The sequence below is a fragment of the Variovorax sp. LjRoot130 genome (genome assembly GCF_964253755.1).
Taxonomy (GTDB): domain Bacteria; phylum Pseudomonadota; class Gammaproteobacteria; order Burkholderiales; family Burkholderiaceae_C; genus Variovorax.
The window spans coordinates 1,672,296-1,685,686 of sequence record NZ_CAXURM020000001.1 but is presented as its reverse complement, the minus strand read 5'-3'; the positions used below and the strand labels follow the sequence as shown (position 1 = coordinate 1,685,686).

13 protein-coding genes are annotated in these 13,391 nt (G+C 70.2%); 6 read left to right on the top strand and 7 right to left on the bottom strand.

Annotated elements, in window-relative coordinates; genetic code table 11:
• Positions 1-51 precede the first annotated feature (51 nt).
• The 5 genes from ACSQ86_RS08445 to ACSQ86_RS08425 form a co-directional block, all read right to left on the bottom strand.
• A complete protein-coding gene (locus ACSQ86_RS08445) occupies positions 52-468 on the bottom strand; it encodes a cytidine deaminase (protein WP_436303307.1) in 417 nt (138 codons plus the stop codon).
• Positions 468-1,436 (bottom strand): ABC transporter permease, encoded by a 969-nt coding sequence (locus ACSQ86_RS08440; protein ID WP_436303306.1) that lies wholly within the window; start codon positions 1,434-1,436, stop codon positions 468-470. The genes ACSQ86_RS08445 and ACSQ86_RS08440 overlap by 1 nt, the downstream gene beginning before the upstream one ends.
• Entirely contained in the window at positions 1,429-2,571 is a 1,143-nt protein-coding gene (locus ACSQ86_RS08435) for an ABC transporter permease (protein WP_436308751.1), read from the bottom strand. The genes ACSQ86_RS08440 and ACSQ86_RS08435 overlap by 8 nt, the downstream gene beginning before the upstream one ends.
• A complete protein-coding gene (locus tag ACSQ86_RS08430) occupies positions 2,568-4,118 on the bottom strand; it encodes an ABC transporter ATP-binding protein (RefSeq protein WP_436308750.1) in 1,551 nt (516 codons plus the stop codon). The genes ACSQ86_RS08435 and ACSQ86_RS08430 overlap by 4 nt, the downstream gene beginning before the upstream one ends.
• 143 nt (positions 4,119-4,261) lie before the next feature.
• Positions 4,262-5,233 carry a BMP family lipoprotein gene (locus ACSQ86_RS08425; protein ID WP_093102651.1) on the bottom strand — a complete coding sequence of 324 codons (972 nt, stop codon included), beginning with the start codon at positions 5,231-5,233 and terminating at the stop codon, positions 4,262-4,264.
• 137 nt (positions 5,234-5,370) lie between these two features.
• On the opposite strand from ACSQ86_RS08425, the gene ACSQ86_RS08420 reads away from it, so the two are divergent.
• Genes ACSQ86_RS08420 through ACSQ86_RS08405 form a run of 4 tightly spaced genes read left to right on the top strand, consistent with a single transcriptional unit; the run spans position 5,371 to position 7,835 of the window.
• Positions 5,371-6,429: an adenosine deaminase family protein gene (locus ACSQ86_RS08420; protein ID WP_436308749.1), complete on the top strand. Its 1,059-nt coding sequence runs from the start codon at positions 5,371-5,373 to the stop codon at positions 6,427-6,429.
• A 56-nt stretch (positions 6,430-6,485) separates the two neighbouring features.
• The gene (locus ACSQ86_RS08415) at positions 6,486-7,124 is read left to right on the top strand and encodes a LysE family translocator (RefSeq protein WP_436308748.1); all 639 of its coding nucleotides are present in this window, start codon (positions 6,486-6,488) and stop codon (positions 7,122-7,124) included.
• Positions 7,125-7,131: 7 nt separating this feature from the next.
• On the top strand, positions 7,132-7,596 hold the full coding sequence (locus tag ACSQ86_RS08410; RefSeq protein ID WP_436303302.1) for an EVE domain-containing protein: 465 nt from the start codon (positions 7,132-7,134) through the stop codon (positions 7,594-7,596).
• Positions 7,597-7,634: 38 nt separating this feature from the next.
• Positions 7,635-7,835, top strand: a complete 201-nt coding sequence (locus ACSQ86_RS08405; RefSeq protein ID WP_093101984.1) for a hypothetical protein — start codon at positions 7,635-7,637, stop codon at positions 7,833-7,835.
• 31 nt (positions 7,836-7,866) lie between these two features.
• Here ACSQ86_RS08405 and ACSQ86_RS08400 read toward each other — a convergent pair whose 3' ends face one another.
• Complete coding sequence (locus ACSQ86_RS08400; protein ID WP_436308747.1) at positions 7,867-8,001, bottom strand: hypothetical protein; 135 nt, start codon at positions 7,999-8,001, stop codon at positions 7,867-7,869.
• Between the two features lie 56 nt (positions 8,002-8,057).
• Between ACSQ86_RS08400 and ACSQ86_RS08395 the strand changes: the two genes are divergently transcribed.
• Entirely contained in the window at positions 8,058-9,173 is a 1,116-nt protein-coding gene (locus ACSQ86_RS08395; protein WP_436308746.1) for a cupin-like domain-containing protein, read from the top strand.
• A gap of 75 nt (positions 9,174-9,248) precedes the next feature.
• On the opposite strand, the gene ACSQ86_RS08390 is transcribed toward ACSQ86_RS08395, so the two are convergent.
• Positions 9,249-12,440: a galactose oxidase-like domain-containing protein gene (locus ACSQ86_RS08390; RefSeq protein ID WP_436308745.1), complete on the bottom strand. Its 3,192-nt coding sequence runs from the start codon at positions 12,438-12,440 to the stop codon at positions 9,249-9,251.
• Between the two features lie 203 nt (positions 12,441-12,643).
• On the opposite strand from ACSQ86_RS08390, the gene ACSQ86_RS08385 reads away from it, so the two are divergent.
• On the top strand, positions 12,644-13,387 hold the full coding sequence (locus ACSQ86_RS08385; protein WP_436308744.1) for a protein-L-isoaspartate(D-aspartate) O-methyltransferase: 744 nt from the start codon (positions 12,644-12,646) through the stop codon (positions 13,385-13,387).
• Positions 13,388-13,391: the final 4 nt, after the last annotated feature.

Below are 13,391 nucleotides of genomic sequence, written 5' to 3'. Positions count from 1 at the left end.
CGCTGCCCCCCGAGGGGGCGCGGGCTTGCTTGGGGCGGCCCGGCGCTGCGCTCATGGCGACGGCAGATGCGCCGGACCAAAGCTCGCCGGCAGCAGCTCGCCCATCGTGTAGCGGCCGCGCACCTCGCGCAGGTCGGCACACCACACCGGCGTGTCGTCGTCGGCGAACTCGCGCAGCTTCTGGCGACAGCCGCCGCACGGCGTGACGGGCGCCTTGGCCACGCCGACCACCACCGCCGCCAGCACCCGCGTGCCGCCGGCCAGCACCAGGTGCGCGAGCGCCGAGGCCTCGGCGCACTGGCCCTGCGGATAGGCGGCGTTCTCGATGTTGCAACCCGCATGGACCTGGCCGCGTTCGTCGAGCAGCGCGGCGCCGACTGCGAACTTCGAATAGGGTGCATAGGCGCGCTCGCGGGCGGCGCGGGCGGCATCGATCAACTGCGTCATCTGGGTCTGCGAAACGGCCATCATCGCTCCTTCACGTACGGGATGCCGAGCGCCTTGGGCGCACGCGCCTTGCCCACGAAGCCGGCCAACAGCACCACCGTCATCAGGTAGGGCAAGGCCTGGACCGCCTGCACCGGCACGGCGCCGATCAAGGGCAGCACCGTGCCCTGCAAGCGGATCGACACCGCGTCGAGAAAGCCGAACAACAGGCAGGCGAAAAAGGCGCCGACCGGATGCCACTTGCCGAAGATCATGGCGGCCAGGGCCATGTAGCCGCGGCCGGCCGTCATGTTCGGCATGAACGACGGATTCTGCGCCAGCACCAGGTAGCTGCCGGCCAGGGAGCACAGCACGCCGTTGAGCATGAGCGCCCGGTAGCGCAGCGCGGTGATGGAAACGCCCGCCGCATCCACCATGGCCGGGTTCTCGCCGGTGGCGCGCAGGCGCAGGCCGAAGCGGGTGCGAAACAGCAGCCACCAGACGGCCGGCACCAGCGCGATGGCGAGATACACCAGCGCGTTGTGGCCGAACAGGCCCAGCCCCAGCACCGTGCCCACCCAGGGCAGCGCGCGCAGCGCCTCACCGGCGCCCGCCCCCCACGGCGCGAGGCGCACCGTGTCGGGCAGCGGGGGCGTCTGGCCGCCCTGCTGGAACCACGCGATGCCCAGCACCACCGTCAGCCCGGCGGCCGTCATGGTGATGGCCATGCCCATCACCACCTGGTCGCCGCGATGGGTCACGCAGCCGAAGCCCTGCAGCAGCGAGAGCGCGACGCCGACGATGAGCGACACCGCCAGGGCCAGGGCCAAGGAGCCGCTCAGCGCAGCGACGCTGCCGGCGGCGAAAGCGCAGGACAGCATCTTGCCTTCGAGGCCCAGATCGATCACGCCCGAGCGCTCGGCCAGCGCACCGGCCAGCGCGCACAGGATCAGCGGCGTCGCCACGCGCAGGGTCGAGGCCAGCAAGGTGCCGAGCGCGACTTCATCCATCGACGGTGCTCCCTGCTGCCGCCGCGGCGCGCGGCGCACGGCGCGTCGCGCGCCACAGCCGTGTCAGCGTCGGCGCCGCCACATGCGCCAGCGCGCCGGAGAACAGCACGATCAGGCCCTGCAGCGTGTACACCATGTCGCGGCTGAAACCGGGAATCTCGAAGGCCAGTTCGGAGCCGCCCTGGTACAGCGCGCCGAAGAGCAGCGCTGCCAGCACGATGCCCACCGGGTGGTTGCGCCCGATCAGCGAGACCGCGATACCGGCGAAGCCGGCGCCCACCACATACTCGAGCAGCAAGCGCCCGTGCACGCCCGCGATCTCGTTGATGCCCACCAGCCCGGCCAGCGCGCCGGACAACGCCATCGACACCATGATCTGCACGCGCGGCCGCATGCCGCCGTAGTGCGCCGCCTCCGGCGCATGGCCGACCGCGCGGATGGCGTAGCCCGGCTGCGAGCGCCACAGCAGCAGGTACACGGCCACGGCCGCGGCCAGCGCCAGCAGCACGCTCAGGTTGAGCGGCGAGGCCGGCCATTCGATGCCGAGGCCGGCGAGCGCTTCGTGCACGCCGGGCAGGTGCGCCGACGGCGCGAAGGCGCGGCTCTCCACCGTCATGTTGCCGGGCTCCTTGAGCACGTCGACCAGCAGATAGGCCAGGAGCGCCGAGGCGATGAAGTTGAACATGATGGTGGTGATCACCACATGGCTGCCGCGCCAGGCCTGCAGCGCCGCCGGCACCGCGGCCCAGCACATGCCGAACAGCATGGCGGCGCCGATCATCAGCGGCAGCATGGCCCAGCGCGGCAGGTGTTCGCCCAGCGCCAGGGCCGCCAGCGCGGTGCCCAGCCCGCCCATCATGGCCTGGCCTTCGCCGCCGATGTTGAACAGGCCCGCATGGAAAGCGACCGCCACCGCCAGGCCGGTGAAGACGAAGGTGGTGGCGTAGTACAGCGTGTAGCTCACGCCCATGCGGCTGCCGAAGGCACCCTGGATCAGCAGCGTGAGCACCTGCCACGGGTTGTGGCCGACCACGGCGACGACGATGCCGCAGGCCAGGAGGGCCATCGCGAGGTTGACGAGCGGCAGGACCAAGAGGTCGATCCAGCGCGGCAGATCAGTGCCTTGAGGACTCACGACTTCGCGACCTCGTCGCCCGCGCCGCACATCAGGCGGCCCAGCGTGGTCTCGTCGCACTGGGCGACCGGGCGCTCGCCGACGATGCGTCCGCCGGCCATCACGAGCACGCGGTCGGCCAGCGCCAGGATCTCGTCGAGCTCGGACGAGACGACGAGCACCGCACCGCCGCCGGCCGCCATCGCGCGCAGGCGACCGTGGATGAACTCGATGGCGCCGATATCGACCCCGCGCGTCGGCTGGCCCACCAGCAGCACCCGCGGCTTCGGCGCGGCTTCGCGCGCCAGCACCAGCTTCTGCTGGTTGCCGCCGGAGAGCTTGGCGCTCGTCAGGCGCACATTGCGCGGCCTCACGTCGTACTCGTCCATCATCCGCGCGGTGTCGGCCTGCATGGCCGACTGCCTCATCCAGCCGTGCCGGCTGTAGCGCGGGCGCCGCTGATAGCCGAGCAGGGCCGATTCCCAGGCCGCGAAGGGCAGCACCAGGCCGCGCCGGTGCCGATCTTCCGGCACATGGGCGAGCCCTGCTTCGCGCGCGGCTTCGGGGTCGAGCCAATGCTCGCGCGTGAAGGAGCGCGAGCCCAGCGTGAGCGTGCCGGCCTGCGGCGCCAGCATGCCTGAGAGCACCTCCAGCAGCTCGCTCTGGCCGTTGCCCGAGACGCCCGCGATGCCGACGATCTCGCCCGCACGCAACTGCAGCGACACGTCGACCAGGCGCGGCGTGCCCTGCGCGTCGCACCAGTTCAGGCCGCGCGCTTCGAGCAGCGACGCGGCGCTCGCGGCGCGCGCGGCGCTGTCCACGCGCCCCATCTGCACGCGGCGTCCGACCATGGCCTGCGCGAGCGCGTCGACGCTGGTGTCGGCCGTGGCGCAGGCCAGCACCACGGCGCCCGCGCGCATCACCGTCACCGCGTCGCACAGCGCCATGATTTCCTTGAGCTTGTGCGTGATCAGCAGCACCGTGGTGCCGCGCGCGCGCAAGGCCCGCAGCGTGTCGAACAGCTGCTCGGTCTCCTGCGGCGTGAGCACCGCCGTCGGCTCGTCGAGGATCAGGATGCGCGCGCCGCGAAACAGCGCCTTGAGGATCTCCAAGCGCTGGCGTTCGCCAACCGGCAGCTGTTCGACCGGCAGGTCCAGCCGCACTTGCAGGCCGCTGTCGCGCATCAGCGCCTCGAGGCGCGTGCGCACCTGCGCGCGCGCGTTCGGCAGCCGCCAGTGCGGCTCGGCGCCGAGCAGGATGTTGTCGAGCGCGGAAAACGTCTCGACCAGCATGAAGTGCTGGTGCACCATGCCGATGCCCAGGGCAATGGCTTCGTGCGCGCCGCGAATCTGCGCAGCCTTGCCTTCGATCTCGATCTCGCCGCTGTCGGCCTGGTAGAAGCCGTACAGGATCGACATCAGCGTGCTCTTGCCGGCGCCGTTCTCGCCCACCACGCCATGCACCGTGCCGGCCGGCACCGTGAGCGTGACTTCGCGATTCGCGTGGACGGCGCCGAAGTGCTTGTCAATGCGCGTCATGCGCACCGCGGGCGCGGGGCTCTCGTTCATGGAATTTCAGCGCGCCCCACGCAAGGCGAATGCCCCCACGCGATACCAGGAACACCGCGGAACCGGCTTTGCCGGGCCGCTGGTGTTGCCCCCGGTGAGGGGGTTGGCGTAGCGACACGAAGTGCGCGAAGCCTGGGGGAGAGTCACAGTTTGCAGGCGTTGTCGGCCATGTAGTCGGCCACCTTGATCTTGCCCGCAATGATGTCGGCCTTGGCCGCGTCGACCTTCGCCTTCATGTCGGCGCTCACCAGCTTGGCGTTGTGCTCGTCCAGCGCGTAGTCGACCCCGCCTTCCTTCAGGCCCAGCGAGGTGACGCCGGGGGTCGGCTTCTTCGCGGCGTTGAGCACCGCCACGTCGACGCGCTTGACCATCGAGGTCAGCATGGTGCCCGGCTGCAGGTGGTTCTGGTTGCTGTCGACGCCGATGGCAAGCTTGCCCGCATCCTTGGCGGCCTGGTAGACGCCCGAGCCGGTGCCGCCGGCGGCGGCGAACACCACGTCGACACCCTTGGCGAACTGCGCCTTGGCGAGTTCGCTGCCGCGCGTCGGGTCGCTCCAGGCGGCGGGCGTGGTGCCGGTCATGACCGAGCTCACCTCGACCTTCGGGTTGGCGTACTTGGCGCCCTGCTCGTAGCCGCACTGGAACTTGCGGATCAACGGAATGTCCATGCCGCCGACGAAGCCGACCTTGCCGCTCTTGCTGGCCAGCGCCGCCATCATGCCGACCAGGAAGCTTCCCTCCTGCTCCTTGAACACGATCGATTCGACATTGGGCAGCTTGACCACCGAGTCGATGATCGCGAAGTTGAGCTTGGGGAATTCCTTGGCCACCTTCTCGATGCTGCTGCCCTGCGAGAAGCCGATGCCGATCACCGGGTTGGCGCCGCGCGCGGCCATGCGGCGCATGGCCTGCTCGCGCTGCGCCTCGTTGGCGATCTCGAAGTCGAGGTAGGGCTTGCCGCTTTCCTTCTTCCACATCTCTGCGCCGCGGTAGGCCGCTTCGTTGAAGGACTTGTCGAACTTGCCGCCCATGTCGTAGACGATGGCCGGCTCGGCACCTGCCACCAGCGTGGCGCCGGCGGCGAAAGCGAGGACGAGGGCCTTGTTGAGTTTCATGTGCGCATCCTTGGTATTGGCGATCCGGCTGTAAGACTTCTTGCTGCGTTGCAGGGCTCGCGAGAGCCTCGGGTCAGGATAGCAAGACTTGCGCCGCATCAACCCCGGGGCACCACTAGCTCCACTACCATGCCGCGATGGCCGCTCCGCTCTCTCCCGCGCTCGCGCAACACCTGCAGGCGTTGCCGAAGGTGCTGCTGCACGAGCATCTCGACGGCGGCCTGCGACCGGCCACCCTGCTCGAACTGCTGCGCGCACGCGGCCTGGCCGCGCCGGCGCCGGACGCCGCAGCGCTGGCGGCCTGGTTCGACGCGCGCGCCCATGCCGGCAGCCTCGCCGAGTACCTGCGCGGCTTCGCCCTCACGGTCGCGGCCATGGCCAGCCCCGCCGCGCTCGCGCGTGTGGCCTTCGAGGCGGCCGAAGACGCGCGGCTCGACGGCTGCGTGCTGGCCGAGTTCCGCATCGCGCCGCTGCTGTTCGAGCCGATGGGCGTGCCGCCCGAGGCCGCGGTCGAGGCGCTCTTGGCCGGCTTGCGCCAGAGCCCGCTCCCGAGCGGGCTGATCCTGTGCGCCATGCGCGAGCAGCCCAGCGCGCACAGCGAGCGCGTGATGCGCCTGGCACTGCGCTACCGCGCCGAGGGCGTGATCGGCTTCGACCTGGCGGGCGCCGAACGGGGCCATCCGCCGTCGCGCCATGCCGCCGCCTTCGCCATGGCGCGCGAGGCCGGCCTGCCGATCACCTGCCATGCCGGCGAGGCCGACGCGGCCGAGCGCGTGCTGGAAGCGGCGCGCCTGGGTGCACGCCGCATCGGGCACGGCGTGCGGCTGGCCGATGCGCTGGACGCGGAGGCCGGCAGCGCGGCCCGCGCGATGCTCGACGAAGTGCGCGCCAGCGGCGTGCACCTGGAGCTGTGCCCCACCAGCAACGTCCACACCGGCGCTGCCGCATCGCTGGCGGCCCACCCGATCCGGCGACTCTGGCAGGCCGGCCTGAGCCTGTCCTTCCATACCGACAACCGGCTGATCTCGATGGTCAGCATGAGCGGAGAAGCGATGGGCCTGGTGCGCGACAACGGCCTGGGCCTGCGCGACCTCGCGGCGATGGGCCTGCAAGCGGCCGAGCATTCCTTCCTTCCCGCGCCGGCGCGCCTGCAGGCGCAGGCTGCGCTGCAAACCTGGCAGGACCGCACCGGGTGAGTTGCAATCAGCGATGGTGCGGGGATACTTGCCGGTCTGAGAATTCTGGAGTTCACATGCTTCCCGACACGCCCCTCCTACTGGCTTTCGTGGCCGCAAGCCTGGTGCTTGCCCTCACGCTCGGCCCCGCCGTCGTCTACATCGTCGCCCGCACTCTGGCGCAGGGCCGCGCCTGCGGCCTGGCTTCCGTGCTGGGCGTGGCACTCGGCAACCTCGCCAACGCCGTGGGCGCCGCGCTCGGCCTGGCCGCCTTGTTCGCCGTGTCGTCGACCGCTTTCACCGTGGTCAAATGGGCCGGCGCCGCCTACCTCGTGTATCTCGGCATCCGGATGTGGCGGACGGCGCCGGCCATCGCAATCACCACGCCGCAGGCGCCGCGCAAGCCCTTGCGGCGCGTCTTCCGCGACGGCTTCGTGGTGGCGCTGCTGAACCCGAAGACCACCCTGTTCTTCGCCGCCTTCCTGCCGCAGTTCATGGACGCGCACGCCAGCCCGCTGATGCAGACCCTGGCGCTGGGCGGCGTCTTCATAGCCGTCGCCGGCTGCACCGACCTGGTCTATGTGCTGACGGCCAGTCTCGTCGCACCGCGCCTCGGCCGCGCGGCGCGGCATGCGGTCTGGGGCAACCGGCTCGCAGGCACCTCCTTCATCGGCCTGGGCGTGCTCACGGCCATGGGCACGCGGCCCACGCGCTGAGCCTGCGATGTCTCGCCACTGGCTGATGAAATCCGAGCCCGACGAGTGCTCGATCGACGACGCGTTGGCCGCGCCCGATGCGACCGTGCCATGGACCGGCGTGCGCGGTTGGCAGGCGCGCAACCTCATGCGCAGCGAGATGCAGATCGGCGACGGCGTGCTGTTCTACCACTCGAGCTGCCCCCAACCGGGCATCGTCGGCATCGCTCGCGTGGCTTCCGGCACACGGCCCGATCCGACGCAGTTCGATCCGAAGTCGCCCTACTACGACCCGGCCTCCAAGCCGGAACACCCGCGCTGGCTGCTGCTGGACGTGCAGGCGCTGCGCAAGACCCGGCTGCTGGGCCTGCCCGAGATGCGTGCGACGCCCGCGCTGGCCGACATGGTGGTGCTGCGCAAGGGCAATCGCCTGTCGATCACACCCGTCGATGCCACGCACTGGCACCTCATCGTCGACAAGATGCTGGCTTGAAAAAAACCGGTCCCTACAAGACCTCACACAAGAATCGAATGAACTTGCGCACCCTGCTCCCGCTCGTCCTGGCCATCGCCGGCTGCTCCACGCCCAACGAGGTCGTCCGCGTTCGCGAAGGCGTGCTGCGCGCCCCCACATCCGCCGACGCATCGAACTACTGCCGAGAAAAAGCCTCGACCGCGCGGATGCTCGGCAAGGCCCAGGCCGAAGCCGGCATTCTGTTTCGTTGCGAGTGACGGCTCAGGCCACCCTGCACGACTTCACCACCTACGGCGCCGGGTCGGTGCCGAAGTAGGCGTTGGTGCATTGGGCAGTGCCGGTGACGGTCTTTTCCACCCAGCGCGTATCGGCACCGTCCGTCACCAGGGTCGGGCTCGAGACGGTGAAGTTCTGTCCGGCCACTATCTCGGCCGGGTTCGGCACACAATGGACAGGCAGAGAACGCAGGAGATCGCCGCATGAATCCAGCTAAGCCGCCTGCTCCGCCGCGGCCGCCTGAGAGTCAGGCCGAGAGCCAGGCCGAGAAGGCATCCACGGCTCCAGCGGGCGGACCGCTGACCCCCGAGTGGGTGCGCTGGGTCACCGAGCAGCTGCTGCGCGGCTGCACGCCGGAATCGATGCTGGCGGTCATGACCGCTGCCGGCGTCGACGCGCGAGCCAGCGCGGAGCTGATCGAGCTGGTGCCCCTCAACGCGGTCTACATCGCGGCCGAGGGTCGGGCGCAGCAACTTCGCAAGCTCGAGTCGACGCTGGCCAACCTGCAGCTGCTCTGGGAGATCGACCCGATGTACGGCATCGTGGACAAGCGCGTGTCGGTCAGCGAGGACGAATTCATCGATCGCTACGTGCGGGGCTGCCGGCCCCTGGTGCTCACGGGCCATACGCGGGACTGGCCGGCGATGCGGCGGTGGTCGCCGGCCGACCTGAAGATGCGGTTCGGCCATGTCGATGTCGAGGTCCAGGCCGAACGCCAGGCGAATCCACGCTACGAAGAAGACAAGGCCTCGCATCGGCGGACTCTCCGCCTGGGCGATTTCGTCGACCAGGTGCTCGCCGGCGGCGAAAGCAACGACTACTACCTCACCGCCAACAACGAAGCGTTGCGGCGGCCCGACTTCGCGCCGCTGCTGGATGACATCGGCAGCCTGCCGCCGTGCTGCGATCGCGCGGAACTGGCCGGGCGTTCCTCGTTCTGGTTCGGGCCGGGAGGCACCGTCACCCCCTTGCACCACGACACGCTGATGCTGTTCCACACGCAGGTCGTCGGGCGCAAGCGCTGGCGCCTCGTCTCGCCGCTGCAGGGGCCGCGCCTGTACAACACGAACGGCGTCTTCAGCCCCATCGACCTGGATGCGGTCGACCTGAGACAGTTTCCCTTGTTCGAGGGCGTGCGCGTGCTCGAAGTCGTGGTCTGGCCGGGCGAGACCATGTTCCTGCCGCTGGGCTGGTGGCACCAGGTGCGCGCGCTGGACGTCAGCGTGTCTTTCTCGTACTCGAATCTGGCCTTGCCGATCCCGAACCAGTTCACCTACTTCGACCCGGTGCCGCGTGCCGTCCCGTCCACGGATGTTTGATGAAGCACGCGCCCTGCCGGGTGCTCGGCGCTGTTCCCCCCCCGCGCGCCCTGCGGCGACGTCTGAAGCCTCGGCTCAGGCGACGCGGCAGGACTTGACGACGAAGGGCGCCGGGTCGGTGCCGAAGTATTCGTTGGTGCAGGGCACCGTACCGTTGACCGTCTTCTGCACCCAGCGCGTGTCGGCCCCATAGGCCACCAGGGTCGGTGCCGACACGGTGAAGCTTTGTCCCTCGTTGGCCAGGAATGCGCCCGAGGGTGGCGGCGCAGGCGCAGGCGCAGGTGCAGGTGCAGGTGCAGGTGCAGGTGCAGGTGCAGGTGCAGGTGCAGGTGCAGGCGCAGGCGCAGGCGCAGGCGCAGGCGCAGGCGCAGGTGCAGGTGCAGGTGCAGGTGCAGGTGCAGGTGCAGGTGCAGGTGCAGGCGCAGGCGCAGGCGCAGGCGCGGTCGCCAGCCTGCAGGACTTCACCACGAAGGGCGCCGGGTCGGTGCCGAAGAACTCGTTGGTGCAAGGCACCGTGCCGCTGACGGTCTTCTCCACCCAGCGCGTGTCGGCGCCATAGGCCACCAGGGTCGGGCTCGACACCGTGAAGGTGCCACCCTCCATGGCCAGCGTCGCCCCGGAAGGTGGCGGCGCAGGCGCTGGTGCAGGCGCTGGTGCAGGCGCTGGTGCTGGTGCTGGTGCTGGTGCTGGCGCTGGCGCTGGCGCTGGTGCTGGTGCTGGTGCTGGTGCTGGTGCTGGTGCTGGTGCTGGTGCTGGTGCTGGTGCTGGTGCTGGTGCTGGTGCTGGTGCTGGTGCTGGCGCTGGTGCTGGCGCTGGTGCTGGTGCTGGTGCTGGTGCTGGCGCTGGTGCTGGCGCTGGTGCTGGCGCTGGTGCTGGCGCTGGCGCTGGCGCCGTGGCCGTCACGCAGGACTTCACCACGAAGGGCGCCGGGTCGGTGCCGAAGTAGTCGTTGGTGCAGGGCACCGTGCCGTTGACCGTTTTCTCCACCCAGCGCGTGTCGGCACCGTAGGCCACCAGGGTCGGCTCCGACACGGTGAAGGTGCCGCCTTCGGTGGCCAGCGTGGTCCCCGAAGGAGGTGGTGGGGGTGGTGGTGGCGGCGGCGGCGGCGGTGGCGGGGGTGGAGGCGGGGGCGACCCCGTGACGCCCGAATCCGCCACGCAGGACTTCGCCACCGACGGCGCTGGGTCGCTGCCGAAGAAGGTGGTGGAGCAGGTGGCCGAGCCGGTCACGACCTTGTGCACCCAGCGGTTGTCGGCGCCGTAGCTCACCAGCGTCGCGCTCGACATGTTGAAGCTGCCGCCTTGCGTGGCCACGGTGCTATCGGTGGTGGTCTGGGTGCTGCCCAGGGTGACGCCGGAGGCCTTGGTCGTGAGCACGTGGCAGCTCTTCGTGACGGTGGGGGAAGGATTGATGCCGAAGAAATCGCTCTTGCAGCTGACGTTGCCGGTGACGGTCTTCGGGGTCCAGTTCCCGCCCACGCCGAACTGCACGACGGTGGGCGCAGGCAGGGTGAAGGTCTGGCCCTGGTCGGCGACCTTCGTCACGCTGCCATCCACCTTGAGGATCTTCCCGATCGAGGGCACGCCCGCGTCGTCGATCACGTACAGCAGGTAGTGACCGATGGGCACGACGTTCGGGCTCTCGTTGAAGGTGATGTCGACGTTCGCGCTTCCCGTGGCCTGGGTGAAGGGCAGCTCGAGGAAGCGCTGCCCGAAATCGGTGGAATGCGTGACCGCGCCGGTGCGAATCAGCGTGACGCGCCGGATCGGCCGCGAGGACGCGACGGTGACGCGGAAGTCGGTGCCGAGCGTCAGCTGGGCCGGCGTCTGGTCGATGATCGGGCGCGGCTGGCGCTGGCCGTTACTGTCGAACAGGTAGGGCGGCGAGTAGATCTCAGCATTGAGGTTCACCACCGGCCCGGGCGAGCCGCCGCCGGCCGACAGCACCGTGCCGTCCGGCAGCAGCATCGCCGTCGAGTGGTAGAGGCGGGCCTTCGTCGCCGCCGCACCGGTGGTCCACTGCCCGTTCGCCGGGTTCCAGATCATCGCGGTGAAGGCGGTGTCGACCAGCTCGTTGTAGCTCGCCGAGCCGCCGGTGACCAGCACCTTGCCGTCCGCCATCACGGTCGCCGTGGCCCAGATGCGGTCGGCCCCGGGCCCCGGGATGGAGGTCACGCCGGGGGTGGCGCCATTGAAATCCACCACCATCGCGCTGCCGTCCTCGGCGATCAGCAGGACCTTGCCGCGGTCGAACATGGTCCAGGGCATGGCCCAGTTCGCCGTCTTGGGCAGCGTCCCGATCTGCATGATGAACGGGGCCTCGGTGTTCATGCTGAACAGGCGGTTGCCGCTGGTCACCAGCACGCGCCCGTTGGGCGCTAGCACGGCGCGTGGGTAGAACCAGTCGGCCGGCCAGTCCTGCATGTTGAGGGTCTGCCAGCCGAGCGTGGGCCGGTAGATCTCGGGCACCCCGGAGCCCGCACCCCCGCCGTCGATGCCGGCCAGGACGAGCTGGCGTCCGTCGGCCAGCGGCACCAGCGTGCCGTACCAGCGCGCATAGGCCATCGGCGGCCCCGGCGAGATGGTGGCCGCGGCCGGGTCGTACAGGTTGACGTCGCGCACGCCCCCGTTGACCTGATTCGGCGTCACCCCGCGCGTGTCGCCGCCGGCCAGCAGCACGAGCCCGGAGGGCAGCGTGGACTGGGCGGTGCAGAAGAGATCAGTGCGCGTGGTGTGCTGCAGCAGGCTGTGGGCGTTGGTGGCGGGCGTCCACACGTCGTAGTAGAGCTGGGCGCCCTGGGCGCCGCTCGGGTCGGTGCCGTAGCTCATGACCTTGCCGTCGGGCGTCAGCACGGCGTGGATGGCATTGATCGGCCAGGTGATCGGGGCGGCCCATTGACCGCCCGTGCTGGGCGCCACCGGGGCTGCTGCCGGTGCCGCAGCGGCGGCGGCGATGGTCTGGTCAGGCGCGCCCGGGCCACGGTCGATGGGCGCGGTGCGATCCCGCTCCAGCTGCCGCAGCCGGGCGATGTCGTCCAGCGATCTGACGGCCTTGCTGATGGGCGAGGGTGGAGACGGCGGCTTGGGCATCGCTCCAGCGGCCGGCGCTGGCGCTGGTGCCGGTGCATCGCCGGCACCGGTGGGCATGCCGGCGATGCCGGTGCCTGCACTGTCCCCGCCGCCACCGCAAGCGGTGATCACGAACGGGGCGCACAAGGCGATCCATGCGAAGCCCGAAGCACGCGGATCCGGCGAGGCAGTTGCCATATCCCCCCTCAGAAGTGAGAACTTTGCGGTTATACATCGGCCGTGCTCGGACCGCGTCCTCCAATCTGGGTAGAGCCAAAGACCTAAGGCAAAGCCCTAGGCCGGCACCGAAGAGGCGCCATGCAAGCCCAGCGGCAGGGCACGGGGCAGCACGGCCTGGAGGGGTGGACCGCGCTCCCGCGCGGGGCCATGATCGGCAAACGATGGCCGCACTCACCGTCCGCCTCGTTGTCGTTGCCGCCGCGCTCCTGTTGGCCGTGACAGGGGGCCGGTCCGCCGCGGCCGACGCGTTCGCGGCCGAGCGCCAGCGCATGGCGCAACAGATCGCGGCGCACGCGCGCGAGACCCACGCCGACACCGGCAAGCGCGCCTTCGACGCGCGCGTGATGGAGGTCATGGCGAAGGTGCCGCGGCACGCCTTCGTTCCCGCCGACCAGCTTCCCTACGCCTACCTGAACCGGCCGCTGCCGATCGGCCACGGACAGACCATCTCGCAGCCCTACATCGTCGCCTTGATGACCGACCTGGCCCGCGCGGAGCCAGGCCACAAGGTGCTCGAGGTCGGCACCGGCTCCGGCTACCAGGCCGCGGTGATGGCGCAGCTGGCCGGCGCGGTCTACAGCATCGAGATCGTCGAGCCGCTCGGTCTGGCGGCCAGGGAGCGGCTGCAGGCGCTGGGCTATCGCAATGTCGAGGTGCGCGTGGGCGACGGCTACCACGGGTGGGAAGAGCATGCGCCCTACGACGCCATCCTCGTCACCGCCGCGGCCAGCCACATCCCGCCGCCGCTCATCCGCCAGCTCAGGGCCGGCGGCCGGATGGTGATTCCGGTGGGCGCGGCCTTCATGGTCCAGCAACTGATGCTGGTCGAGAAGAACGCGGACGGGACGGTCTCGACGCGGCAGATCCTGCCGGTGGCCTTCGTGCCGCTGACCGGCAAGCGTTGAGCCG